The following is a 23,075-nucleotide window of genomic DNA, read 5'->3' as shown; positions in this document are numbered from 1 at the left end:
GGGTTAGCGGGTGCCGTCGCGGCGGAGCCGACGTAGGTAGTTGAAGAGGCAGCGGCCAAGGCGCAGGCGTAGGCCGGTGCCGTCGCAGTGCCGACAGAACCGCTTGACGCGTCCGTTGGGATTGATGGTTTTGCCGTGTCCGTCGCAGCGGTGGCAGCGTCCGAACGGGTTGGCGGCACAGGCGGCGGCGTAGCCGAGTACCCACACCAGCGCCACGAGGAACGCGGCGGCGAGCACGAGCGGCAGGGGCGGTAGAAGGTCGGTGATGGTCGCGATGTTGGTCGCGGGCTGGTTGGTCGCGGTCGCGGCCAGGAAGGTCATGGAAGGTCTCCAGAGCCGGTTTCAGGGCGTGGGAAGCCGAGCCCGCTACCCGCGACCTGCGGATATCCGGGCTGGTCAGGTGCTGTTTCGTGGGTCGCGGGGCGGGTCGCGCCACCGCGACCGGTCGCGGGCGGGTCGCGACCCGGCGAACCCTCCAATCGGGGGTTCGCCGGGTGCGGCACCGGCTATCCGGTGGTGGCCTCCCGCCGGGCGATGGCGGCGGTGACGGCGGCCTTCTTGGCGCCCTTGAGCGCCTTGCCGTCGCGCTTGATGTCCACGCTGGGCACGCCGAGCGCGCGAAGCTGAGCCGAGATCGCTTCGGGGGTCAGGTCGGCGTAGTGCTCGGGGATGCGTTCGGCCAGCCGGGTGGCGATGACGGCCCACGGCAGGCCGGTCTCTCCGCTCTGGAAGACGGTCAGGGCGTCGGCCAGCACGTCGCGCACCTCACGCACGGCGGCCTGCCCGGCGGCGAACCCGGACAAGGTCCCGGCGCGCTCGCGCAGCTTGCGCGCCGCGTGCAGGATCTTTTCCGCGTCTTCGGCGTCGGCCAGGTAGAACCGTACGGTCGGGGTGTCGTCCCCGGCACCCCGCAGGATGCCGACACCCTTGTAGGAGGGCAGCAGCGCGGACGAGTCGAACCCCTCGGAGTAGGCGCCGGACCCGAGCACCAGGTCAGAGACTTGCCACGAGCCGGTACGCAGCGCCACGCGCACCTGGTGGTTGTCGCGGAAGCTGGTGAAGGCGGTGGCCACGTCGCCGGTGCCGACTCCGCCGGGCTTCTGCGTGGCGTCCACCAGGATCACCCCGGCAGCAGGGGCGACCTTGACCAGGAACACCATCAGCGAAGCGATCTCCTTGTTCAGCTCCTTGTCGCCAGTGTCGAAGTACTCCTGACACTCATCGATCACCACGAGCCGTACCGGCATGCCGTAGCGCGGGTCACGGGCGATCTCGCGGGTGAGCTTGCCTTCGGGGCACACGTCTACCGGCAGCTCGGACAGCTTCTGGTAGCGGGCCTGCACGTCGGCCTTGAGGTCGCGGAGCATCTGCACGAACGTCTCCAGTGGGTCGCCGTCGCGGGTCAGGGTGAACCCGAACGAACATGAGTGCGCCACCAGGGCGAACTTGCGCCAGTCCGGGGAGCCCTTGCCGTCGAACACGTCCAGCCGGACGTAGGGGTCCAGGGCGGCGTACAGGGCCAGCAGGCGGGCCGTGAAGCTCTTGCCCTGCCGGGGCTGAGCACCGACCAGGATCGACGCCCACAGCATCAGCAGCGCGACCACGCGCCCGCGCTCGTCCACCCCGAGCGGGGCGGGCTGCCAGATGTCGGTCTCCTTGCAGGCCAACAGCGGCGTACGGCCCGCCGGTGTCGCGAGCGGATCGGCGTCGGCCACCCACAGCCAGTGGGACCGATGTGATTGCGGGTCACGCGACAGGGTGACCTGAGCGAGCGCCACGTCCAGACCGGATGCGATCTTCTCGCGGGCGTTGACCGCGTCGGCGAACGTCTTGCCGTACGGGAGGTTGACCAGCACCTTGGAGCCGTCACCCTCGCGGGCCATGCCGGTGCCGAACTCGATCTGCATGTTCGCCCGGTCGGGGTGTCCGAGCCCAGCGGCGTAGTAGGCGCGCAGGACGATGTCGCTGTTCAGCTTGCGGTAGCGGCGGGTGACCACGGCGGCCGGGATGATGGACCGTCCGGCGGGTCGTCCGTAGCGGGCCAGCACCGGCACGAGGGCGGCCACGATCGCGGTCTGCCACAGCGCGTCGAGGTGGGCGGCCACCACGATGGCGACGGTCAGGGTGATGGCCTGGAAGAACAGCACCACGCCACGCCAGCGGCGGGTGGCCTTGCCCTCCCGGTGCAGCTTGAGCCACATCGACGGGTCGTTGTCGCTCGCGGCCTGCTGGAGTAGGGCGTACTGTTCGTTGACCCACCACCAGCGGAGCTGCCGGTTGATCAGCCGGAACGCCCCGCGGATGGCGAAGGTGAGCACCTGCCCGCCGTACCAGGGGGCGCGGACGGCGTGGAAGGCGGCGGTGTGCGCCCACCGGCCCGCCGTCTGCCGGGCGGTGGCGGGCAGGTTCGCCTTGTGCAGGCCGGTCGGGATGATCGGGCGGCGGCCTTCTACCGGCGCAGCGGTCGGGACCGCACTGTCGGGCAGGTCCACTGGGATGGGTGTGGTGTCGGCGGGCGACGGGTCGAGGTCGATCTCGTAGGAGGTGTCACGGGCGGCGGACCGTCGCGCGGTCGTGCCCGTGCCGTTCTCGGTCGGCTCGCCGGTCGGTCCGGTGCCCGGGTCGGGGTCGGCCTGGCGGGCGCGGCGGTGGGCGTCGAGGGGGACGACGCGCCCGCCCTCGCTGTCGTCGGTACTGTCGTCCGGGCGGTCGGTCCGCTCAGCGGCGGTCAGGTCGGACCGGTCCGGGGCGTGCTCGGTGGGGCGGTCGTCGGGCTCGTACGGGTGGTGGGTCATGATGTGTGCACCTCGTGTGCGTTGCAGCGGGCGGGGTGGCAGGGCACGGCCACGGTTCTTGGCGGAGTTGGGGCCGTGCCCTGTTCGGTTGTGGCCAGGGACGATGCGCGGTCGGTCCGCGCTCGGTCCATGCGGGCGGTCATTGGTCGGTGTCGCGGTGGGTCAGGTGCTCGCAGCGAACCGCGCTCATGCCGGTCCGGATGCGGGCGCGGACGCGGGGGCCGTCGATGAGCATGCGGACGAAGATGGAGACTGGTACGGCCAGGCACGCCAGGCTGATCAGGGCGGCGATGGTGAAGATGGTGGTGAACACGGGCGGTCGGTCCTCTCAGGCGGCGTCGGCGTTGACGCGGTCGGCGGGCGGGGTGTCGAGGGCGGTCGAGGGGTCGGCGGGTGCTTCGGTCCGCAGCCGGGCCAGCAGCGCCCCAGCGCGGTCGGTGGAGATGGACTGACCGCTCTCGCGGATGGCCTCGCGCAACCGGTCACGGGTGAGCGGCTCGCTCTTGGCGTCCAGATCGTTGGCGATCTGCCAGCCGAGCGGCATCAGGTCGTCCACGTCCGGCGGTGCGGTCGTGCGGCGGGACTTGGCCGACGCGGGCGCGGTCTTGGCGGTGCGGGGCTTGCGCGGCTTGGCCGGACCGGCGGCGGGCAGCGCGGGCGGGGTCTCCTCCGGCGGGTCGGCCGCTACCGCGATGGCGGTCTCGGCTTCCTCGGGGGCGGGCGCCGGGGTGTTGTGCGCGTCGCGGGCCAGCATGTGGCCGAGTGCGGCGCCCATGCCGAGCACGAGCACCGGCAGACAGGAGACCAGGGTGGTGATGGCGGTCGGTGCCTTGTCCTGTCCGGAGATCTCCAGCAGGTGGTAGGCGACCTGTCCGAGCATGCCGAGCGCGAGTGAGCCGATGGCCGACCACTTGGCGAACGCGCGGGTGCCGGGGCTGATGCTGGTGGCGGAGGAGAACCACGCCCCCAGCGCGTAGGCGGCGTAGGTCTCCACGCCGATGGGCAGCGTGATGGCGGTGTCGATCTGGAAGTCATCGGCGATGCCGGGCAGCGGGGTTACCACGCCGAAGCCGGTCATCCTGCCGAGCCCGACCCACCCCGACCAGGTCGCGACGGCGGCGGGCAGCGCCATCAGGTACAGCGGCCAGCGTGCCGGCGTCTTGGCCGTCGCGGTGTCCTCGGTGACGGTGGCGGTCATTGGTCAGTCCTCCTCGGGCAGGTCATGCGGCCCACCCTTCGGCGCAGTCGAGACACGTGCCGAGATGACGGGGCAGCACGTAACCGGCGTCCCGGCGGCACGTCGGGCAGGTCCGGCGGGCGGCGTTGGCCTTGGCCAGCGCGGCGAGCTGGGCCGGGCTCGGGGTGCGCTTGGGCAGGGCGAACCGCACGTCGTACAGGTAGGCGGCCCGCACCCCACCGCGTGCGCGGTAGCGGCTCGAACGCCACAGGATCTGCGCCTGCACGCCCTGCCCGCCGGGCCGCAGCCCGCGCGCGGCGAGCTGGCGCAGGGTGAGCAGGTGGGCGGGGGCCATCTGCCATGGGTAGGTGGGGATGCTGTGCCGGGCGCCGGTGGGGTCCCAGAAGCGGGCACGGATGCGGCTCATGAGTGTCCCCACCCTCCCCAGCAGCGCGGGCAGCCGGGCCGGTCGCAGAAGTTGTGCGGGTCGGCCGCCCACTGCTGGCAAGCGGCGTCCCAGTCGGCGGTGGTCAGTTCGGCGATCCGGCGGGCGTGCAGGACACGCAGCGCGTCGCAGGTGAGGAACCCCGCGAGCAGCGCCATCAGGTGCGTGACGACGGTCATCATGTCGGCCATGTCATGCTCCTCAGCGGTGCCGGGGACGGCGCGGACGGGCGGTGGTGGCGGCGGGGCGCGGGGTGCGCACGTCGCCGGAGACCGAGCGGGCGTTCACCGTGAGCGCGTCCGGGCCGGTGGCGGCGGCCAGCGCGGCGGGGGCCGTGACGGTGACGTCGCCAGAGGTGGAGGTGGCGGTCAGGTGGCCGGGCTCGGTGGCGTGGACGGTGATGTCCCCGGACACCGTGCCCAGGGTGGCGCTGCCGCCGAAGTCGGCGATGGCGACGTCCCCGGAGATGGAGTTCGCCTTGACGGCGTCGGTCCGGCCAAGCCGGATGTCACCGGAGACGGTGCGCGCCTCCACCACGTCGGCGACGTCGGCGGCGATGTCGCCGGACTTGGAGGAGGCGACCAGCTTGCCGCAGGCGTCCAGCGCCAGGTCCCCGGAGGTGGAGGTGAAGCGCGCCCACTCCAGCTCACCGGAGGTGGTCACTTGGCCGGTCTTGGTGCTGACGCCCAGAGCCGATCCGGCGGGCAGGCGAAGTTCAGCGGTCACGCCCGCCGCGACGTTCCCGCCGCTCAGGCTGGTGATGCGGGTACCACGGCCGATGACGGCTCCGGAGATGTGCATCGTGCCGCCGCTGGCGATGATGACACCGCCGCCGGTGTCGGTGATGGTGACCTGGCCGCCGCCGTGGTGGTTGACGATCGTGACCCCGGCTTCCGGCGTCGGCACGTGCGCCGTGATGACGCGCACGTCGGCGGACAGGCTGGCCGCAGCGATGGCCTTACCGGCGGGGCTGTCGGCTGGGCTTGGCGTGGTCAGGGTGAGTTCGGCGCGGTCGGTGCCGCCGACCGTGACCCGGATCAGGCCGTGCGCCATGGTCAGGTCGAACGCGACCGGACCGGCGATCGGGGCGGACAGGGTTCGTGTGGTTGAGGTGGTCATGGTGTGGCTCCTAGCGGCTGGACGGGGAGCGGAAGCGGATACGGCAGGTGCGGCAGCCGGGCAGGCAGGTCGCGCCGTGGATCGGGCAGAGCTGGACGCGGCGGCCGGTGGCGGTGCCGCAGCGGCGGCAGCCGATGACGTTCGCGGAGCGCTGGCCGCAGTCGAGGCAGCGGAAGCGGCTCATGGGGGTCACCTCCGGATCGGAGACGGCGTTGCGGTGGCAAGCGGCGGCGTAGGCAGCGCGCGCAGCTCGTCAGGGGTCAGCCCCGCCCACACCCCCGCCTCTGGACGGACGTCCAGGGCGAAGAACAGGCACGAGGCCAACACGGGGCACTGCTGGCACACCTCGCGGGCCACGTCCTCACGGGCGGCCCGCTCGTCGGCGGGCTCGTCGGTGAAGGCGTCCGGACCGGTGTGCAGCTCGGGGTCGAACCGGCACGACCCCTCATCGGCCAGATGGCGCGGCATGCCCTCGGTGAGAGCAGCCAGCAGCGCCAGGGCCGGGTGGGCGAGCGCAGCGCGGCCGGTCATCGGCTGCCCTTGCTGCCGTTGTTCGCGGCGCCGTTGTTGCCCTGGCAGATCGGGCACGGGTACGGGCCAGAACCGGGGTTCCAGATCACGCCGTTGCGGCAGTCGGACGTGCAGTAGTCCGACTTGGTCATGCCGCCGAAGCGGGTCATCATGGGTGGTGCTCCTTTGCGGGAGTCGAGGGGGCGGCTCGTGTCTTGGCGGATGAGGGCCGCACCCTGGGTGGGCAGTCAGTTCTTGGCGAGGGTTTCGACGAAGGTCCCCACCGCGCGGAAAACGGTCTTGACGGCGTGAGCCGCCCCCACGGGGTCGTTGATGCCGTAGACGATCGCGCCAACGACGGCCAGAAACATGAGCAGGGACAGCAGGCCACCGCCACGCTTCTGCGGTTGGGCCGGTACGGCGATGTTCCTCACTGGGCCATTCCTCCTGGCTGCGGGCGCCCCATCGTGCAGGGGTGCTTTCCAAGACTGTAAGCCCCCCCTGCACGGTTTGGCAAGCCCCCCTGCACGGAAATGGCCACTTTACGGTAGGGGGCACTACACGTACGCTGTGACCATGGATAACGACGCAGAGGACAAGCGATTGGCCTCTCTGCTCAACGCCTTCACCCTCGCGTCCGAGCGCACCAAGCATGCGGTCTTGACAGACAAAGACCTTGATCGCGCATACCGCAGGGTGGATCAGGCCAGCGAGCATGTAAGGAAGCTGTACGAAGACCTAACCGCGCTGAGGTCCCAAGTTGCCGCGCGCATCTATGAGACCGAGAAGCTGAGCCTTAGCGTTCTAGCTGAACGGTGGGGTGTCAGCAAAACCCGCGCTGGACAGATCATCCGTGCAGCTCAACCCAAGACAGGAGACAGCGAGTGAACGAGACGGCAAACGTCCGAGTCGAGATCTGGCCTGTCGCTGCGGACGGGGTCGGCCTTTGGTTGATCAGTGGGCTAGATGCCTGGCGTAGTGACAACGTGCCCTACGACACGGGGCCCCGCGATGAAGTAGAGATCGTCCTGGATACCCACAGCGTCTCTGACCGGCTTCGAGTGATCCACTCCACAAGCTGGCGAGCTGAAGACGGCCATGTCATCCTCACGTACGTTGCTGCCATCGATACGCCCTCAGGAGCGCCAGTGCGCACCTGGTGGCCCGAAGCTGCCCCCCTCTCTCCTGACCTGGCTCCCCACGTCGGCAAACCGATCCCAACCCCGCCCCGCGGTGAGCCCTTTCCCCGCCATGTCGATGTGCTCCTACACGGGCTCAGGCACTTCCGATTCCTGACGCTCACGGACGGGCCTGCCCGAGAAGCTTTGGGGGAGCTGTGGCGAAAGCACCTCGAAGCTTTCGCGCCGGCGCTTTCAGGTATGTACGAGTACCCTGATCACCCGATCACCATCGATCCCGAGATTCTCTAACAGCGTGAAGGCGCTTCGCGCGTCCCCTGCGGGCTTCGCACGATTGGAGGAGGGCTGCTGTCACGCGAAGCGCCTTCACGCTGGCTTCTGGGTGTCCAACTGGGTGACAACGACGGAAGCCGGTCACGGACATAGGTGGACGCTGGTGGACAGTCCGATGCTGGCTGCATGGCCACTCTTAACGATCGAACGCACGTTCGATTTTGTTTGCAAGCAGGAAGTCAGGAGTTCGAATCTCCTAGGCTCCACCCCAGGTCAAAGGCCGCTTCCTCGGGTCAGGAAGTGGCCTTTTCGATCTTGTACAGCCGCAAAGTACAGCAACGGCGGCGCTGCTCAACCACCACCCTCGAGCGGACCTCTAGGCGGCAAGATCCGTTCGTGGAATCGTGTGTTCCATGGATCAGTACCGGCGGTCCCTCTGGCACAGAACAGCTTTGGCGATGGTGTTCTTCAACATCGGTTGGTTGATCTCGGGTGCAGGGTTCGTGTTCTTGGACCCCACCGAGCCATGGCCGCTGTGGCATATCTGGACCTGCTCAGGGCTCGGCATTGCGAACGCGATCATTACCAGCGTTGGCCGGACTCGATACCGGGCATGGTCCAAGCCTGCTTCTGCGCCAGGCGAATCTCAATCGCACGGTGGCGTTCTTGATCGATCAATGCCGCACCAGTAGCCGCCTGCCTGCACGGCCGTTGATCACTGGTGCGGTGCTCGGAAAGGTTCGCCGGGATCACATCGGCCCGTGTGGAGAGGCATAGCCGGGCGGGGATGGACGCGGTCCCCTACCGCCGGAGGACTCAAAGTCGTCTGCGTGGGGTACACAGGTCCTTCATCAGATCCCAGAAGGACCTGTGGCGATTGGCGCCAGGCATCCAGGCCGCGAGAAGCCAGGCCTCCCACTCGCCATCAGAGGTCGTGACGTGGGGGTTGAGAAGGAGGTCTCCATCCCACTGCCCGACGAGAAGGGTGTCAGGCAGGTATTCGTTTCTGATGTCGTGGCTGTTCTGCTCCTTTCCGTAGACGAAGTAGAGGTCATCGGGCACGCTCGGGCGCTCTTCGTCTCTGGGCGATGTCCAGGCTTCGACCGTTGAGGGCCAGACGTCACGGAGCCAGCCGACTTCCGCGACCGGCCACAGGGAGTACTCCTCGACGCCCCAGCCGTCAGAGAACAGCAGGAACTGCCGATAGCTCGGCGGCAGGCTCACACCCAACCGCTCTTCGAGCTGACTGACTTCTAACTCGCCGGCCGGAGGGTGGAGACCGTGGCCCGGCGGCAACGGCGGATGGTTTGGACCTTCGGCCATCGGCTCATCCTTCGGCAAGAGATCAGACCATGCGTACGCGATACTCATAGCGGGTGACGCTATCTGCCACGACTGACTCTTCATCAGGCGTAGGGCACCGCAACACGAAGGCCACCCCCGAAGGGATGGCCTTTGGCTTCCAATGCTGCGCTCTCTATCGTTCCAAATGGTCTCCCAGGCGCTTGAGTGCCTTACGTGTCTCCTCCGAGGACACTTCGCTGTAGATGTTCATAGTCACCGCGATCTGCGAGTGGCGGAGGATTTGCATGGCGACGCGAGGGTGGACGTCGAGGGCGACGAGCAAGGACGCGCAGGTCTTGCGGGTGGCGTGGACGTGGACTTTTCGCACTCCTGCCTTGGCGCAGGCGTTGGCGAAGCTGCGGCGGAAGTTGGACGGTTCGATCGGCCGGCCACTGCCGGTGGTGAAGACGAGGCCGGTCTCCCGCCAGTCATCCCCCGCTGCATCTCGGGCGGTGTCGCGTGCCCGTTGACGGGCATGGAGGGCCGTCGTGACGATCTCGGGGAAGGGCAGTGTGGCGTCGGAGGCGTCCGTCTTGGTCTGGCGGTGCAGTAGTTTGCCTCCGACGCGCTGGAGTTGCCAGCCGATCGTCATCTCGGCCTGGTCGAGGTCGACGTCTTCCCAGCGCAGGCCGAGCGTTTCGCCGAGGCGCAGCCCGAGGACGAGCACCAGGACGTAGGCCGGGTACATGGGGTCCTCGTTCTGGCGGGCTGATTCCAGGAAGGTTCGTGCCTCCTCGACGGACCAGGGCTTGACCTTGCGCTTGCGCGGAACCGACATCTTGACGTTGGCCGCCACGTTGCGGGTCAGCGTCTCTTCTCGCACCGCGTTGCTCAGTGCGGCTCGGAGGGTCATGTAGGCGTCGTGAACTGTCCAGTCTGAGGGGAGTGACTTGCAGCACTTGCCGATGGCGCAGCAGTGTCGGCGACGCTTCGGGTTGCTGTGGGTCTCGGGGCGCGCGGCGTCCTTGCCCTGGTCGCAGCAGAGGCATGTCCGGCGCAGCTTGTTCAGCCAGCCTTGGACGTCCCTGACGGTCAGCTTGTCGAGCCTCTTGGAGCCGAGCGCCGGAGTGATGTACAGACGGGCGAACATCTCGTAGTTCGCGGCGGTCTTGGGCGCGAGGTTGGGTTCCACGACGTTGGTGAGCCAGTACGCCAGGTAGTCCGAGAGCTTCGGCGACTTGGTGACCACCGGTCCCCTGCGGGCCAGCTCATGCAGCTTAAGCCACTTCTCGTGGGTCTCCTCACGGGTCTTGCCGTACGCCCACTTGCGGGTGCGCTTGCCCTCGGGTGTGGTGACCCAGACGTAGCCTGCCCAGCCGGTCTTGTACGGGAAGATCGAGCCTTCGTTGTTGGCGCGGGTGCGGCGGCCCTTACGCGGACGCGTCGGCTCCTCCGGGGAGGCGAGTGCGGTCTTGTCGGGCATCAAGCGACCTCCTCACAGAGTCGGGTGACGTAGTCGTTCAGGGCGGTTCGGGGGATGCGGCGGCAGCGCACGCCGACGACGACGGAACCGAGTTCGCCGGAGCGGATGAGGTTGTAGACGGTCCACCGGCTGACCTGCAAGGTGGCCATGGCTTGCGGAACGGTGAGCAGCTCAGGCGTCATCTGGTCCCCCGAGGTTCGGCACGTGGTGGCCGGTGAGTGCGGCGGCGAGGAGTTGTTCGCCTATGGAGAGTCCCTGTCCGGCGTACTGCCAGTGCGCAATGACGAGAACGGTGTCCTCCTCGAACAGGGGGAGACGTCCGGTGGAGATCTCTTCGGCGCGCATGTGTTCTTCGCGGGCGGCGCGGAGTTCGCCGAGGGTGGTGGAGTAGTGGCGGCTCTTGGTGGAGAAGTGGCCGCGGAAGCCGAGCATGTGAGCCCATTGGGTGAGGCGGAGTTCGGCCAGCCCGGGGTGGTTGCCCAGGTGCATGCAGGCGGCGATCAGGCTGCGGGCGTGCTCCCGTACCGGGAGAGCGTTCAGGTCGTCTAGGGGTTGGATGCGCCGGTCCAGGGTGCCGACGCATTCGGCCGCCTTGGTGGCGTACTTGGCGACGTAGGCGGCGACGGCTTGCTCGGTGAGGTCGCCGTCCATGGTGATGCGGCGGACGTCGAGTTGTGTGCCCCATTGGAAGGTGCGGCCCAGGGGCTTGACCTCTGCTGTCACCGCGGCTGCCGCGTGCTGGACGGCTTGGGCCAGGGCGTCGGCCGTCGCCCAGGCCGGTGGCGGTGTGTCCGGGCCGTCCGGTCCGTCGAGGCGGATGACGGCGTGGAAGTGGACGACGCCGCGGCGCTGGTATTCGGCGACTTTGGCGAAGGCGATGCTTGCTTGCGCGCGTAGGGCCTTGACGGTCAGGCCGTTCAGCCGGGCGAAGCGTCGACGCAGGGCAAGGGTGAAACGGCGCCAGAGCTCAGGGCTGATGGCGTTGAACAGGACCGAGCCGTCGTAGTCGTAGCAGTCGGGACAGAGCGGCTCCCCGAGCCGCGGGTCGTCGGCGCTGTGTCGTTCGGTGCAGGACATCGTCTGCCCGTGCGGGCAGGTTTCGGCGTTGCGGCGGGCGTGGCAGGGCAGGACCTTGCCGTTCTTCTCCCGCTGCACGTGGACCGCTCCAAATGATGGTGCGGTGAGGGTGACGAACAGGCACGGGTGGGAGTTGACCGTCTCGGGCACGCCCTTGCCGCCGACGAGGCCGGCGCGGACGAGTTGGTAGGTGTCGGCGCGGTAGACCTCGGCGCAGGCCGGACAGCGGGAGGCCCGCCGGGTCTTGCACGGGACGCGTAGGACGCCGCCTGGTTCGGTGCGGGTGGTGTAGCGGTGCAGGAGTTGGCCGGTGGCTTGGTCGTAGTGTTCGACCTTGCCGTGCAGGTGGATGGGCTGACGGCAGCCGCCGGAGCGCTTGATCTGGTGGGCCCAGCGACTGTAGTCGGGGTCATGGAGTCGGGCGATCATCCCGGCTATGGCGTGTGGGTGGTGCAAGATGGATCCGTCCTATCCGGATGCGTTCTGGAGTGGGATGGCCCCTCACCTGGCGCGGAACTTGGCGGTTGTGTGGCCAGGTGAGGGGGTCCCGGCGCTATGCGCCGTGGTTGTCGATGCCGATGCCGTCGCAGTCGCGGCAGGTGTTGCCGTCTCCGTCGAGGCCCGAGCCGTTGCAGGTGCAGCAGCAGCCATGCGGGAACGGGATGGCGGCGAGGATCTGGAGCCAGCCGGTCCAGGGTTCTTCCGGGGCCATGTCAGCTTCTCTCGCGCGGGGTGATCGTGAGGTAGATGCGGTAGTGCCGTGCTCGGTTCCTGGCGGGGAAGGCTCGCGACATGGACGTGACCGTGAAGTGCTGGCGTAGGTGGATCATGCCGAGGGTGAGCTCGGCGCGGCTGCCTTCGAGGCGGATGCGCATGGTCATCGCTCCTGGGTGTTGTCGGTCTGGATGCAGTCGCGGTAGCTGTTTTCGGCGGCGTGGCGGGCGCGGGCGGTGGCGAGGATGGCGATGAACTCGTAGCGGACCGGTCCGAAGTCGATGCCGGTCATGTAGTGGTCGTAGGGCAGGTGATACGGGTCGATCTCGGTGCCGAGCAGGGCGGCGACCTGGTCGACTTCGGCGCGCATCTCGTCGTCCGGGCCGTTGGCGGGGAAGGCGCGGATGATGACGGGTGCTATCGACGTCGGCACCTGAGGGTGCGCTTTGAGGAAGCCCGCCAGGGCGATGAGCCCGGCGATGAGGGTGTCTCGGTCGTTGCTCATAGTGATCCGCCTTTTAGGTGGTGTCTGGGACGGTCCGCAGGGCGCGGAGCAGGTCGGAGGCGAGTTGGTTGGACACACCCAGGCGGGCGCGGAGAACGTCGCGGGTGATGGGCTTCCCGTGCCTGGTGTGGTGTTCGTCGGCTACTCGGCGGGCGTAGTCGATCAGTGCTGGGGACGGTTCGGGTCTGTCGTCCTCGCTGTCCTCAGCGGGGACGAGAGCGGGACGATCATGGCTGGGGACGGCCGGTGTTTCGTCCGGACGAGGACGGGACGGGCGGTCTGTCTGGGACGGCTCGTAAGGCTCTGGGGACGGTTCGGGACGTGGGCCGGACGTCCGGCGTTCGAGCATGGAGACGGCGACGAGGAAGGCTGCGGCGGGAGTCGCCGCGGTGATCCAGCCCCACAAGGTCGGGTCGGCTTGTTGCAGGTTGGCGGCCAGGGACAGGACGATGCCTCCGGTCAGGACGAGGACGGGCCAGGAGATCGGGCCGCGCCGCCGGCGGCCGGTCTTCTTGTCGCGTTGGCGTTCGCGGGCGGCCATGACGCAGGTGAGGTCGATGCAGACCGCGATCGCCCAGGCCATCCAGCCGGACTGTCCGTGTTCGCTGGCGGTGTCGCGGATGTGGGTGAAGGACCCGGCTCCGGCGATGAGGGCCAGGACGAGGACGGGGCCGGTGTCGAGCAGCCAGCGGACGAGGCATCGCATCGGCTCATGCCTTTCGCGGGTCCGGGATGGAGTCGAGGAAGGTGGCGAGGTCGGCGTCGGTCGGCGGCGTCGTGCGGCCGGAGACGACCTCGTCCCAGGACGGGGTGAGGTCGGTGTAGGTGGTGGCGGCGAGTTCGGCGGCTTGCTCGCTGACGTAGAAGGAGCGGGCCCGGTACCACTGGCCGTCCTGGGAGGCGACGATCGCGACACCCGGCGTTTCGGCGGGGATGGCGCGTGCCGAGGCGAGCGCGGCGGGGTCGAGATCGCCGAGGGTCATGGTGGCGGTTTCGGGGTCGTTGACGCGGTGGCAGATCCGCCCGGAACACTGGGCCCGCAGGGCGGTGACGCCGGGGCCGAGGTCGGAGCCGATCCGCTGGCCGCAGCAGAACAGGTAGATGCCGAACGCCCGCCCGAGCTGTGCCACCCGAAGGAGCGCGGTCGAGGTCTTGGCGATCTCGTCTTTCTCGCTCTTGTCGGCCATCAGGTACAGCTCGGCCAGTTCGTCGACCAGGACGACGATGGGCACGGGCCGTTGGTCGTCCGGGAGCTGCCAGATGTTGCGGGCGCCGGCCTCGCGGCACTGGGCCATGCGGCTGGTCATCAGGCCGACGAGGTCATCGAGCAGGGCGGTGCATTCGGTCCGGGTGGTGCCCAGGGCGGACAGGCGTGGGCTGTACGGGGTGAACTCCACGCCGCCCTTGAGGTCGAAGCCGACCAGGGCGACCAGTTGCGGAGCGAGCCCTTGGACCAGGGCGTTGGCGAGGTTGGACTTGCCGGACTGGGTCGCTCCGGCGTTGATGTGGTGCGGGACGGTCTTGAAGTCGATGATCCACGGACCGCCGGTCTCCAGACGGCCGACGATGACCTTGAGCAGTTCGGGCGAGGCAGGCAGGGTCTCGACCCGGACGAGTGGATCGCGGACGGTGGCGGCCAGGACGACCCGCCCGGGACGCGGGGACGAGACACGGATCGCGTGCACGCCCCAGGAGTGCGCGAGCCGTTCGGCGGCGTTGGTGTAGTCGGCGGGGATCTGGCCTTCGAGGGTGTGCAGGGTGACGCGCCAGCCGTGGCGGGTGGGCTTGGGCAGCCACATGAACGGTTTGGTGTCCACGGCGATGCGCTGCCACTTCCGGCGGACGCGGACGACACCGGTCGAGGCGACCAGCCCCGGGACGGTGGTGAACCAGAAGCGCTGCCGCTTCTTGGTGAGGTTGCAGCCGAGGGCGACCTTGCGCCAGGACGCCCGTACGCTGATCGCAGTCAGCGGGAAGGCGGCCGCGAGCCAGAACGACGGGTAGTGCCAGCGGCGCCAGGCCCAGAGCCCGGCCGCCGAAGCGGCCAGGACTCCGAGCACCATGAGCGTGGTGTCAGACACGGAGCGGCTCCGTGTCCACAGGTAGGAGCGCGGCGGCGCGGTAGGAGATGCCCCACCGTCCGGCGATCTCCCAGACGTACCCGACCAGGCCGGTCGGGTTGACCTGCTGGCCTGCGGCGATCGGAGGCTCCCCCGAGGTTCCGATCTTGACGAGTTCGATCCGGCCGAACTCGTCTTCGACCGAGACGGTGATCTCGTAGACGGTGTTGCCGTTCTTGTCGGTTTTGATCTCGCCGGTGTCCTTGTTGAGCAGGCGCGGCTTGGGTGCCTTCACGCAGGTGATCGTGAGCTTGGAGGTGTCGACAGGGATCGGGATGGTACGCACGAGAGCTGGTCTCCTTCTGAGGTGTTGTTCTAGATATAAAGATACCTAGATATCTAGCTCTGTAAACCGAGATAGCTAAGTTGCTTCGAAATTCCTTACAGGTTGCCCAGAGACCTAGGCACCTAGAACCGTTAAAGTTAGGTCATGGCAACCGACCGCCGCCGGCCGTACCTGAAGATCGCCGAGGACATCCGGCGCGACATCGCATCCGGCCGATACGCGGTCGGGGAACGCCTCCCCGTGGCCCGCGAACTGGCGGACCGGTACGGCGTTGCCATGATGACCATCGGCAACGCCCTGGCCGTCCTCCGCGATGAGGGACTCATCGAGACCCGCCAGGGGGCCGGCAGCTTCGTCAGCCGGGCTCCCGACGACGAAACCGCCACCCCCACCCCCGGCGAGCACAGCGAAGAGTTCCGCATCATCTCCGAGCAGCTAAGCGAGATCCGTCAGCATGTGCAGAAGCTGACGGTCAGGCTGGACGAGCTGGACGCCCGGACTCGTCCTGATCAAGCCGAGAAGTGATCCTTTCGGTGCGCCGCTGGAGTTCGGCCAGGTCGACCGTGATCTCCGCCAGCTCACGCAGCAGGATCTGTCGTTCGATCTCACTGAGACCCACGTACCACCCCATTGTGTAGGCAGGACGCCGAAGCGCCCCCGGGTTACCTGACGGATGGGGAGCCATTGCGCGGATAGCCCTCCTGTGCCGCACTCAGAGCAGGCGCATCACCTTCGCGAGGTTGAGGATCTCGCGCTGACGATGCACCTTGCCGCTGTCTCGCAGGTCGCGCACGATGTTGCGGACCAACGGACGATTCCGGACGTGCTGAGGAGCGATCCGGTCGGCTCGGAGCACGGCATCTGCCGCTTCGTTGTCCTTTCTGTTCATGTGATAGCCCGCCGCGGTGCAGGTCCAGTAGTGGGCCTGACGTTCGGACGAGGCGATGTTCGCGATCTCGACGTGCTCGGCCCGGGTGATGACATCGCGCGGCCGGCCCAGCTCCATGCTGACCTCAACCGCGTGGATCGTCGTGTTCACCTGGTTGAACTGCGTCTGGAAGACGTTGCCGTCCCGCGGTAGCACTTCGGCGACCCGGCGAGCCTCCTCAAGATGGCTCTCCGCCTCTCGTTGATCCCAGAGCCGGGAGTACGCCACGGCGGCCCGCAGGTGCAGTGCGCCCCACATCGCTTTTACCGTGTCGTCCCCGCCCACGTGCGGTTCGATCTGATCGAGCGCCGACAGAGCCGCGTCCTTGGCGGGGTCGAGCTGCGCCTCGTGCAGCCAAACTCCGCACAGATCCCAGCTCGCTGCGGCGACCAGGTCAGGAGCGCCGACTCGTTGAGCGGCGACCAGCTCACGCTGCACGGCAGTCCAGCCGAGGTCATGATGCCCCAGCAGGTTGGACGACACCCGCGCCATGTGACAGGCCCGCAGCATCAACGCCTCGGCCCGGTCGCGCTCGGCCGACGAGTCGTTGGTGATGGCGATGAGCTCAGTCAGGATGCTGGGCAGCACCTCTCCCAGCGCGGTGAACTTGGCGTCCTGACGAAGCTGCTCGGCAAGACGGACGTTCGCCTCGAGTTCCTGCAGCGACCGCGGTTGTCTGGGCACCCGCAAGACACCGTTGGGCAGCGAAGCCTGCTGAAGCGCGAGCCGTAGCCCCGGAACCGCCGCGTGCCCGGAGTCGAGCTCGGTCGTCTCGTGCTGGTACGGCTGCCCTGTGAGCTCGGCGACCTCCACCCCGAGGACCTCGGCGAGTTGCCCCACCACGCTCATACGGTCCAGAGGTAGCCGCCCGTTCTCCACCTTGGACAACCAGGAGACGGAACGGCCGACCTTCTCGGCGAGAGCGGTCTGATCCCACCCTTTGCGGTGACGAGCCCGTGCGATCCGCTGGCCCTGCGTCACGTACTCTGTTGCCACGTCCGAGCCCCTCCTTCTCGTCGTCGCTTGCTTCGACGATAAGACGGGTGACCTGAGTCACTGGCAGAAAAACTGCCAGTCGGAGGGCATGCGAAACCGCAGGTCGGCCCTCGACCTGCGGAAACGTCAGTCACAAATCAGTTGTGCATTGTGACGCTACGTGTGCGTGGGCTGCGGGTCTCGGTGCTTGGCTACCTCGCCTCCCCGTTCATGAGCTGCTGCCACAGCGCCTCGGCGTCGACGACTCGAACGCGCGGGCTCTCGGCGACGACCCAGGGCGAGACGGACCGGTCGTGCCGCCTGATGAACCCCTGACCGCCGGCAACGCACTGCTCGAAGACCAGAGACAGGCATTCGCAGGTGTAGTCCCGGACCCGGGCCCGGTCCGGGCGGCGCTTGACCGGGAACCACCTCACCCGTACCGCATCCGGACGAGGCGAGGTGGGGTGCGTGCCGTGAAAATCGCCCAGATCCGACACAGGTACACCGTCCTTCGCAACGAGCGATCACCCACGTAGCGCCGACGGTGCCTTGGAAGATCGCGATCGATGAACAGGCGCTGGTGAGCGAGGAGCCATCTCTGACAGCAGGAGGCGCCCCATCAAGGCGGCCAGCCGGAGCGCACCTGCGGAGCCCCACCCGGAGGGGCCATGGACCTACGCCCACCAACGCCATACCTCCCAAGCTAGCAAGCCTGTAAGCACCTGTCTATTCCATGAAACTCCATGGAGCTCCACGATCCGGCGTGAAGGGCCGTGAAACGCCCTCCTAACCTCATACCGTGGCCAGATATATCGAGCACACGCGCACCTGGGAGTTCGATGAGGACCGTTCCCGCTGGGAGCAGATCCTCGAAGTCCTCACGGCGCGCATCGACTCGGGCGAGTGGGGACCCAAGTTCAAGATCTCCGAGGTCAAACTCATGGAGGAGTTCGGAGTCGCCCGCCCCACCATACGCAAGGCTATGGAACGCCTCAGAAGCGTCGGCAAGATCTACACCGTCCCCAACCTGGGCAGCTTCGTGAAGACCGACCGCGAAACCGACACGGACGCCCTCAGCGGCAGGTCCTCGACGGAGTAGGCTCCCGGGACGTGAGCAAGCGGATCGACTACTACAACGACCCGAACGCGCCCGCCGCCAACAGCCTCGTCCCGTCCGTGAACGTCGTGGTCACCAACGACGCCGGCGACCTGCTCCTCATCCGCCGCTCAGACAACGACAACTGGGCCCTCCCCGGCGGCGCCATCGACCTCGGTGAGTCCATCCCTCAGGCAGCCATCCGGGAGATCCTCGAAGAGACCGGGATCACCTGCGAGATCACCGGCCTGGTCGGCACCTACAGCGACCCTCAACACGTGATCCACTACACCAGCAACGACGAGGTCCGCCAGGAGTTCTCTATCGTCCTCGCAGCCCGGCCTATCGATGGGCAGCCGACGCCGAGCAGCGAATCCCGAGAAGCCTGCTGGGTACCGCGGCACGAGGTCAGCAACTACGTCATGCACCGCTCCATGCGGCTCAGGATCAGTCACTACCTCCAAGGCGGAAGTGCGCACATCGGCTGAACCATCCAGGGCCAGTAGCATCAGCATCCGCTGACATCCAGTGGCATAACCACAGCTAAGAGGCACAAAACTCGGCGCCTAGCTCGACCGGATGAGACTTTGCTCCACGGTTTCAAGGCGCGTGCCGCCTGCGGCGCCCCGCGCGCGTCGGGCGGTCGCTGGCCGCGCTGCGGCTCTTCGGCCGGTCGCGGCCAGCGCCGCCACTCGCACACCTTTCATAGATCGAAGCCGTAGCGCGCTGAAGAACTGCCTGGCATGCTTGGGGGGACTCTCACAACCCAGACATTCGCCAATACCCACACTAAAGGAAACGCGGTGACCAGCTTGGAGAATCTTCCCGAAATCACTAAGGAAAAGATAGTTATTGGCTTAAAGTTGCTTCTCCGTGATATAGAGGAAACGAAGGAAGGAATTATCCTTCCCTATAATAGTGGAGATTTCGAGGGAAGGGTCGACAATCTAATCGCGTATAATGAAATCGATGAAGTCATCCGAGCTCTAGAGGCTGCGAGGCTCAACAATAAGTCAGCGCTAATTTGGCCAACGCGAGCTGAATTTATGATCTCGCTTTTAGAGGATCGTCCAGCTGCACTACTAGCCGAAGAACTAGAAGTGCGTGACACAAGCGAAGGCTCGATCTCCTATAGACTGGGTTCGCCCTCGAGTGAATTCGTTATGTTCTTATTGGTGCTCATTGCAAACAATTTGCTGGGCAGAGGATCATCAACGCTATACCGTGTTAGGGACCGACTGCGTCTCAGAAAGCGTAGTCGCGCACCGATTTTGTCGGACGATGCTGAACCTCTCGCGCAGGAGGTATCTGCGCTCGCCTTCGTAGGCACCTTGCTTCCGATTCGAACGCTTGAGATAATTGCCCCCTCAGGGCGCAGTGATTTCGAATCTCTTGCGGAGTCTTTTCTGTTCCACTGGGCATACAATTTCGATTCTGCGATGCGTCTTAGTAATGGGTTCGAGCAACTGACGAGAAGCAATAGGATCCAGAGACTCCGTAGATCAAGCGTCAAGACGTTCGATGTTCCACGACAGGCTTACGAGCACGAGCTTACTCAGCACTATCTTATGGGTGTAGCAGCAAGCGTTCCCCTTTTGGAATACCTCTCATTCTACCATGTCGCCGAACATTTCTTTAGAAAAGTCTTCGACGACGATCTCGTGGAGCAGGTGCGAAAGGGAATGATCGACCCGTCCTTTTCGGTTAGACGCTCAACAGATATACAGAGAATAATAAGGCTCGTCAAAAAAGCTCAGGACCAAGTCAAAGTAGAGGGGGGCATCAACGAGCAACGATCACTCCAACTCGTCCTGGAAAGGTTTGTAGATCTCGCCCGTCTAATTGACGATCTTACCGCATACGACGCCAACCTCGTAAGGCACTATGCTAATACCGGGGTGTCATTCGCGGATGCTCCGGCCGTAGACCTATCGAACCCGAATGTGACTGCAGTAGTAAACGCCCTCGCCAAACGTATCTACAGAGTCAGAAATGCGCTTGTTCATTCAAAGGAAGGGGCGCTCCCAAAGTATGCTCCATTTAAGCATGATTCAGACCTTGAACTCGAAGTGCCGTTGATGCGCTTTATTGCCGAACAAATAGTCATTTTCCATGGAAAGACGATCTAGGACCCAAGAACCTTCTCATCCAGGATGCTGCCCATCGGACCTCCCGGCAAAGGATCGAGGCGATGTTTCCATCCTGCATGCATCCTCCTGATCATCATCCGTGCATGACAGGTGGGCGCATGGTTAGGCATCATGTGAGATCGGCTCGGCGTATGGGTGTGGCAACCTTGCGTCGCGCCTGGCTGAGGCCGTGACGATCGCCGACTTCGGTATCCACCATACGGGCTGGGGCGATCGACGCCGAGACCCTCCTTCGTCGGGCCCCGGCACCGGGTGACCAGGCTGGGGTGACAGCCGCCCACACCGAGCATTCGCGCCACCGTACACACGCGCCCGACCACAGTCTCGATCAGCCGAGCAGGGTGATTGCTTGCCTGAAAGGCGGAGGGTCCGGCTGCCACACCGCTTCCAGTGCTAATAGCGGCCCTGCGGTCCGGGTCGGCTTGCTACTGAGCATGAAGGCTAAGGTCTGCTCTTGCTAACGGAGTTGCTCACAACAGTTTTGAACGATCGCGGAGGGGGCGTTGCCAGCATTTGTGGTCCACAAGTCCTTCATCCTTGGAGGTGGACCTGCACTCAGTGCGCCGTCCCCCGATAGCACCGGCCTGGACAGCCCGGTGGATCAGTTCCCGCACCAGCCAGCATGCGGTAGCTACTCAGCGCATGACTTCGTTGGGCATCTCAGAGGGCAAGATCTTCTAGTATATGCTTAAGGCAGTCCTCTTCATATAATGGTGCTCGGTCATTGATTCTTCGCTGACACCATTCCTCATACTCGATGGTACGAGCGAACAGGGTTCGCAATATTTGAGACCCCGTGAAATCGTTATCTGTATGCACTTTAATTTGTGCGCCACAGAATCCGAGCCCTAGCAGCAGATATTCAACGGAAATCGACGGAAAGCCGCCAAGGCACACTAGCGGATGGCTTTGCGTTCCATGTGCTGCGATAGCCGCCTCTACAATGAGAGGGTTTTCGCAAACAAATACAGAAGTGTCTGGTGGCACGGACCATGCCCCTCGCAACTCATTGAGAGCGAGGGAGAGTGGTCGCCCGCGAGAAAGTGCTGACAACATAACGGCCGGTGCATCGCCAGCTAGCGCAAGATTGCAAGTCAGCACAGAGGAAGCCAACCTTGGGGCTGCTTCATTTTTCGCCCTAGTGAACCTATCCCAAAGTGTAGCGGAGGGATGGACCGGTATCCCTTCCGCGCGGCAAAGGGCTATGGCGTTCTGGACTCGAGACCAGCTGTCTCCCCGTAGAGGGGTCCACTGCTCTACTATTCTTTCAATTTGATCACGTGAGGAGTTTCCTAGAAGCTGTGTAGTTGGTACGTCTATCCGGTATCCTGCTGGTGTAAATTGCGCAGACTTCTGATTGACGTGAGCCCAGTAGGCTTGGCGGGTTCCGGGATTGAAAAGGATGACCAAGACTGGCAACTGATACTCCAGCCATAGCGTGAGATGTCTTTTGGGGCCTCTAAAGATCCATGCATTTGAGGAGTTTCTCTCGCGAAAGCAAGAAGGCCCTGACTTGATTTGCAGTGCGACCAGCCTACCGGTACCCCGCCCTTGTGATGCGATCTCGATTATGGCGTCGATTCCTTGATCGGACTCATGTTGCTCACGGAACTTCCAGCCCAGTGCTTCGACGACCAGCATGGCGACGCCGTGCACACCGATGCGCTCCATGCGGTCCGAGTCTGCTTCCACAGGAGTACTTTAGAGCGCGTCGACCACGTCACGTGGCTCGCAGACTGGGAATCGATGACTGAGCCAGGCGGGCCCTGGGGCGCGTTCGTGCGCTATAGGTGAACCACTCGTGACCAACTAGTATGCCGATCAGGATGCTTCCGTAGGTCAGAGCTTATCTACGGTTTTCTAACCTCGTTCTTCCTATTTGAGAAGACACGCTAGCTGCCGCGCGGCTTCCGCTCTTCAGGCTTGGCAGCCCTGCAGTGCGGATCCACCTGCCAACGGACGAAGTGGCTACTGTCGACTGGGTCGCTGTGTAGAGCAGTACAGCAGCGTCGTACAGCAACACCGCCTCACACGATCACTCGCCACTGGACGGCATCTACCGCCCGAGCAGGGAGAGGAGGTCCCCACATCGTGACTGGCTCTCGTTTGCAAGCAGGAAGTCAGGAGTTCGAATCTCCTAGGCTCCACACATACAAAAGCCCAGGTCAGTGGCCTGGGCTTTTGATCTTCCTGGGGGCTATTCGGGGCCTCGTGCCCGTTGCGTGCCCGATGGCTTGTCAGGCGCGCCGCGTGCGAGACCGTCGGCGCGGCGCGCCGCCGTACCGGCCCGCCTGCGCCCGCCGTCCGGGCATGCGGCCTGGGGGCCGGTCCCGGACGGCGGCGCCTCGGGCCGGCCCGCGTCAGCTCTCGCCGTACCAATCGAAGCCGCCGACCCTCGCGCCCCTCCACCGCAGCGCATTCGACTCACCGTCTGGACACGACAGTTCCGAACAGCAGACGATGGCAAGATGCGCAGCCGGTTAACGATCCTCGCGGAAGTAGCCACCGTCGCAGCTCTCATGGTCGCCGTGATGACCTTCCTGAATTGGGACGAGAGAGCCCCGTGGGGCGAAGGGCACCTTTCCGATCCTTCGAACCCCGAGCAAGCGCAACTCCCGGTCGCCGTCCCAACCCTTGTGGAACGGCTACAGCTATTCGGCTCCAACCAGGACTTCGGGCGCCTGCTGCTCTGGGGGATCGGCCTGTATATCCTTCTCGGGGCCTTAGCGCTGATCGTCTCAGGTGAGTACGGTGGATCAGTCCGAGCTGGACTCTGGCTCTTGTTGGCGCTCGCAGTCACGGGCGCGTGGCTCTGGCTGTTCTGGGGCTCCCTCAACGTATTCGGAATCATTCTGTTAGGGATCGGCCTCGTCATCGTCGGTATCGCGTGCCTCACGTATCTGGACGTCTAGAACCACGCCTCCGGCGGGGGCCTCTGTCAACGGCCGAGTGCGTGTCGCCGCTGGTGGCCAAGTAGAGGTCCCCAGGTGTTCGTA

The 23,075-nt window shown here is 65.7% G+C and carries 31 protein-coding genes; 7 read left to right on the top strand and 24 right to left on the bottom strand.

Annotated features, from left to right (window positions below; translation table 11 throughout):
* Nucleotides 1-3: 3 nt before the first annotated feature.
* The 11 genes from ABD844_RS18435 to ABD844_RS18385 form a co-directional block, all read right to left on the bottom strand.
* Nucleotides 4-321, bottom strand: coding sequence for a hypothetical protein (locus ABD844_RS18435; RefSeq protein WP_344878733.1), 318 nt, complete (start codon nucleotides 319-321; stop codon nucleotides 4-6).
* Between the two features lie 185 nt (nucleotides 322-506).
* Entirely contained in the window at nucleotides 507-2,795 is a 2,289-nt protein-coding gene (locus tag ABD844_RS18430) for a hypothetical protein (RefSeq protein WP_344878730.1), read from the bottom strand.
* Between the two features lie 139 nt (nucleotides 2,796-2,934).
* Nucleotides 2,935-3,108, bottom strand: coding sequence for a hypothetical protein (locus ABD844_RS18425; protein WP_344878728.1), 174 nt, complete (start codon nucleotides 3,106-3,108; stop codon nucleotides 2,935-2,937).
* Nucleotides 3,109-3,123: 15 nt separating this feature from the next.
* Nucleotides 3,124-3,993: a hypothetical protein gene (locus tag ABD844_RS18420; RefSeq protein WP_344878726.1), complete on the bottom strand. Its 870-nt coding sequence runs from the start codon at nucleotides 3,991-3,993 to the stop codon at nucleotides 3,124-3,126.
* 22 nt (nucleotides 3,994-4,015) lie between these two features.
* On the bottom strand, nucleotides 4,016-4,399 hold the full coding sequence (locus ABD844_RS18415) for an RRQRL motif-containing zinc-binding protein (protein WP_344878723.1): 384 nt from the start codon (nucleotides 4,397-4,399) through the stop codon (nucleotides 4,016-4,018).
* On the bottom strand, nucleotides 4,396-4,608 hold the full coding sequence (locus ABD844_RS18410; RefSeq protein ID WP_344878720.1) for a hypothetical protein: 213 nt from the start codon (nucleotides 4,606-4,608) through the stop codon (nucleotides 4,396-4,398). Before ABD844_RS18410 ends, ABD844_RS18415 begins: the two co-directional genes overlap by 4 nt.
* Nucleotides 4,609-4,618: 10 nt before the next feature.
* Nucleotides 4,619-5,536: a DUF4097 family beta strand repeat-containing protein gene (locus ABD844_RS18405; protein ID WP_344878718.1), complete on the bottom strand. Its 918-nt coding sequence runs from the start codon at nucleotides 5,534-5,536 to the stop codon at nucleotides 4,619-4,621.
* 10 nt (nucleotides 5,537-5,546) lie between these two features.
* Nucleotides 5,547-5,720, bottom strand: coding sequence for a hypothetical protein (locus ABD844_RS18400; protein WP_344878715.1), 174 nt, complete (start codon nucleotides 5,718-5,720; stop codon nucleotides 5,547-5,549).
* 5 nt (nucleotides 5,721-5,725) lie between these two features.
* The gene (locus tag ABD844_RS18395; protein ID WP_344878713.1) at nucleotides 5,726-6,067 is read right to left on the bottom strand and encodes a WhiB family transcriptional regulator; all 342 of its coding nucleotides are present in this window, start codon (nucleotides 6,065-6,067) and stop codon (nucleotides 5,726-5,728) included.
* Nucleotides 6,064-6,219 (bottom strand): hypothetical protein, encoded by a 156-nt coding sequence (locus ABD844_RS18390; protein ID WP_344878711.1) that lies wholly within the window; start codon nucleotides 6,217-6,219, stop codon nucleotides 6,064-6,066. The genes ABD844_RS18395 and ABD844_RS18390 overlap by 4 nt, the downstream gene beginning before the upstream one ends.
* A 75-nt stretch (nucleotides 6,220-6,294) precedes the next feature.
* The gene (locus ABD844_RS18385) at nucleotides 6,295-6,480 is read right to left on the bottom strand and encodes a hypothetical protein (protein WP_344878709.1); all 186 of its coding nucleotides are present in this window, start codon (nucleotides 6,478-6,480) and stop codon (nucleotides 6,295-6,297) included.
* A 142-nt stretch (nucleotides 6,481-6,622) separates the two neighbouring features.
* Here ABD844_RS18385 and ABD844_RS18380 point away from each other — a divergent pair, with 142 nt between their 5' ends.
* Complete coding sequence (locus ABD844_RS18380) at nucleotides 6,623-6,934, top strand: hypothetical protein (RefSeq protein WP_344878707.1); 312 nt, start codon at nucleotides 6,623-6,625, stop codon at nucleotides 6,932-6,934.
* Nucleotides 6,931-7,476, top strand: a complete 546-nt coding sequence (locus ABD844_RS18375; RefSeq protein WP_344878704.1) for a hypothetical protein — start codon at nucleotides 6,931-6,933, stop codon at nucleotides 7,474-7,476. Before ABD844_RS18380 ends, ABD844_RS18375 begins: the two co-directional genes overlap by 4 nt.
* 798 nt (nucleotides 7,477-8,274) lie before the next feature.
* Here ABD844_RS18375 and ABD844_RS18370 read toward each other — a convergent pair.
* The 10 genes from ABD844_RS18370 to ABD844_RS18325 all read right to left on the bottom strand — a co-directional run bounded on the left by ABD844_RS18370 (nucleotide 8,275) and on the right by ABD844_RS18325 (nucleotide 14,927).
* The gene (locus tag ABD844_RS18370) at nucleotides 8,275-8,829 is read right to left on the bottom strand and encodes an SMI1/KNR4 family protein (protein ID WP_344878701.1); all 555 of its coding nucleotides are present in this window, start codon (nucleotides 8,827-8,829) and stop codon (nucleotides 8,275-8,277) included.
* Nucleotides 8,830-8,935: 106 nt separating this feature from the next.
* Entirely contained in the window at nucleotides 8,936-10,225 is a 1,290-nt protein-coding gene (locus ABD844_RS18365) for a site-specific integrase (protein WP_344878698.1), read from the bottom strand.
* On the bottom strand, nucleotides 10,225-10,407 hold the full coding sequence (locus tag ABD844_RS18360; RefSeq protein ID WP_344878695.1) for a helix-turn-helix domain-containing protein: 183 nt from the start codon (nucleotides 10,405-10,407) through the stop codon (nucleotides 10,225-10,227). The genes ABD844_RS18365 and ABD844_RS18360 overlap by 1 nt, the downstream gene beginning before the upstream one ends.
* Complete coding sequence (locus tag ABD844_RS18355) at nucleotides 10,397-11,731, bottom strand: replication initiator (protein ID WP_344878692.1); 1,335 nt, start codon at nucleotides 11,729-11,731, stop codon at nucleotides 10,397-10,399. Before ABD844_RS18355 ends, ABD844_RS18360 begins: the two co-directional genes overlap by 11 nt.
* A 124-nt stretch (nucleotides 11,732-11,855) precedes the next feature.
* The gene (locus ABD844_RS18350; protein WP_344878688.1) at nucleotides 11,856-12,014 is read right to left on the bottom strand and encodes a hypothetical protein; all 159 of its coding nucleotides are present in this window, start codon (nucleotides 12,012-12,014) and stop codon (nucleotides 11,856-11,858) included.
* 1 nt (nucleotide 12,015) lies between these two features.
* Nucleotides 12,016-12,183, bottom strand: a complete 168-nt coding sequence (locus tag ABD844_RS18345) for a hypothetical protein (RefSeq protein ID WP_344878685.1) — start codon at nucleotides 12,181-12,183, stop codon at nucleotides 12,016-12,018.
* A complete protein-coding gene (locus ABD844_RS18340; protein ID WP_344878682.1) occupies nucleotides 12,180-12,521 on the bottom strand; it encodes a hypothetical protein in 342 nt (113 codons plus the stop codon). The genes ABD844_RS18345 and ABD844_RS18340 overlap by 4 nt, the downstream gene beginning before the upstream one ends.
* 13 nt (nucleotides 12,522-12,534) lie before the next feature.
* On the bottom strand, nucleotides 12,535-13,227 hold the full coding sequence (locus tag ABD844_RS18335; RefSeq protein ID WP_344878679.1) for a DUF2637 domain-containing protein: 693 nt from the start codon (nucleotides 13,225-13,227) through the stop codon (nucleotides 12,535-12,537).
* Nucleotides 13,228-13,231: 4 nt separating this feature from the next.
* A complete protein-coding gene (locus ABD844_RS18330) occupies nucleotides 13,232-14,602 on the bottom strand; it encodes an FtsK/SpoIIIE domain-containing protein (RefSeq protein ID WP_344878675.1) in 1,371 nt (456 codons plus the stop codon).
* Nucleotides 14,595-14,927 (bottom strand): SCO3933 family regulatory protein, encoded by a 333-nt coding sequence (locus ABD844_RS18325; protein ID WP_344878672.1) that lies wholly within the window; start codon nucleotides 14,925-14,927, stop codon nucleotides 14,595-14,597. The genes ABD844_RS18330 and ABD844_RS18325 overlap by 8 nt, the downstream gene beginning before the upstream one ends.
* Nucleotides 14,928-15,071: 144 nt before the next feature.
* Between ABD844_RS18325 and ABD844_RS18320 the strand changes: the two genes are divergently transcribed.
* Nucleotides 15,072-15,452 carry a GntR family transcriptional regulator gene (locus tag ABD844_RS18320; RefSeq protein ID WP_344878669.1) on the top strand — a complete coding sequence of 127 codons (381 nt, stop codon included), beginning with the start codon at nucleotides 15,072-15,074 and terminating at the stop codon, nucleotides 15,450-15,452.
* Nucleotides 15,453-15,639: 187 nt separating this feature from the next.
* On the opposite strand, the gene ABD844_RS18315 is transcribed toward ABD844_RS18320, so the two are convergent.
* Both ABD844_RS18315 and ABD844_RS18310 read right to left on the bottom strand, forming a co-directional pair.
* Entirely contained in the window at nucleotides 15,640-16,851 is a 1,212-nt protein-coding gene (locus tag ABD844_RS18315; protein ID WP_344878666.1) for a helix-turn-helix domain-containing protein, read from the bottom strand.
* Nucleotides 16,852-17,042: 191 nt separating this feature from the next.
* A complete protein-coding gene (locus tag ABD844_RS18310) occupies nucleotides 17,043-17,267 on the bottom strand; it encodes a hypothetical protein (RefSeq protein WP_344878663.1) in 225 nt (74 codons plus the stop codon).
* 365 nt (nucleotides 17,268-17,632) lie between these two features.
* Here ABD844_RS18310 and ABD844_RS18305 point away from each other — a divergent pair, with 365 nt between their 5' ends.
* The 3 genes from ABD844_RS18305 (at nucleotide 17,633) to ABD844_RS18295 (ending at nucleotide 20,058) form a co-directional block, all read left to right on the top strand.
* On the top strand, nucleotides 17,633-17,932 hold the full coding sequence (locus tag ABD844_RS18305; RefSeq protein ID WP_344878660.1) for a winged helix-turn-helix domain-containing protein: 300 nt from the start codon (nucleotides 17,633-17,635) through the stop codon (nucleotides 17,930-17,932).
* 11 nt (nucleotides 17,933-17,943) lie between these two features.
* Nucleotides 17,944-18,417, top strand: a complete 474-nt coding sequence (locus tag ABD844_RS18300) for an NUDIX hydrolase (protein WP_344878657.1) — start codon at nucleotides 17,944-17,946, stop codon at nucleotides 18,415-18,417.
* Nucleotides 18,418-18,732: 315 nt separating this feature from the next.
* Nucleotides 18,733-20,058 (top strand): hypothetical protein, encoded by a 1,326-nt coding sequence (locus tag ABD844_RS18295; protein WP_344878655.1) that lies wholly within the window; start codon nucleotides 18,733-18,735, stop codon nucleotides 20,056-20,058.
* Between the two features lie 681 nt (nucleotides 20,059-20,739).
* Here ABD844_RS18295 and ABD844_RS53205 read toward each other — a convergent pair.
* Complete coding sequence (locus ABD844_RS53205) at nucleotides 20,740-21,750, bottom strand: DUF4365 domain-containing protein (protein WP_425568612.1); 1,011 nt, start codon at nucleotides 21,748-21,750, stop codon at nucleotides 20,740-20,742.
* Between the two features lie 797 nt (nucleotides 21,751-22,547).
* On the opposite strand from ABD844_RS53205, the gene ABD844_RS18290 reads away from it, so the two are divergent.
* Nucleotides 22,548-22,991: a hypothetical protein gene (locus ABD844_RS18290; RefSeq protein WP_344878651.1), complete on the top strand. Its 444-nt coding sequence runs from the start codon at nucleotides 22,548-22,550 to the stop codon at nucleotides 22,989-22,991.
* Nucleotides 22,992-23,075: the final 84 nt, after the last annotated feature.

Origin of the sequence: Nonomuraea antimicrobica, assembly GCF_039536965.1 — a bacterium.
Lineage (GTDB): Bacteria > Actinomycetota > Actinomycetes > Streptosporangiales > Streptosporangiaceae > Nonomuraea > Nonomuraea antimicrobica.
Note: the sequence above shows the minus strand (reverse complement) of the source record. Positions and strands in the feature narration are given on the sequence as shown.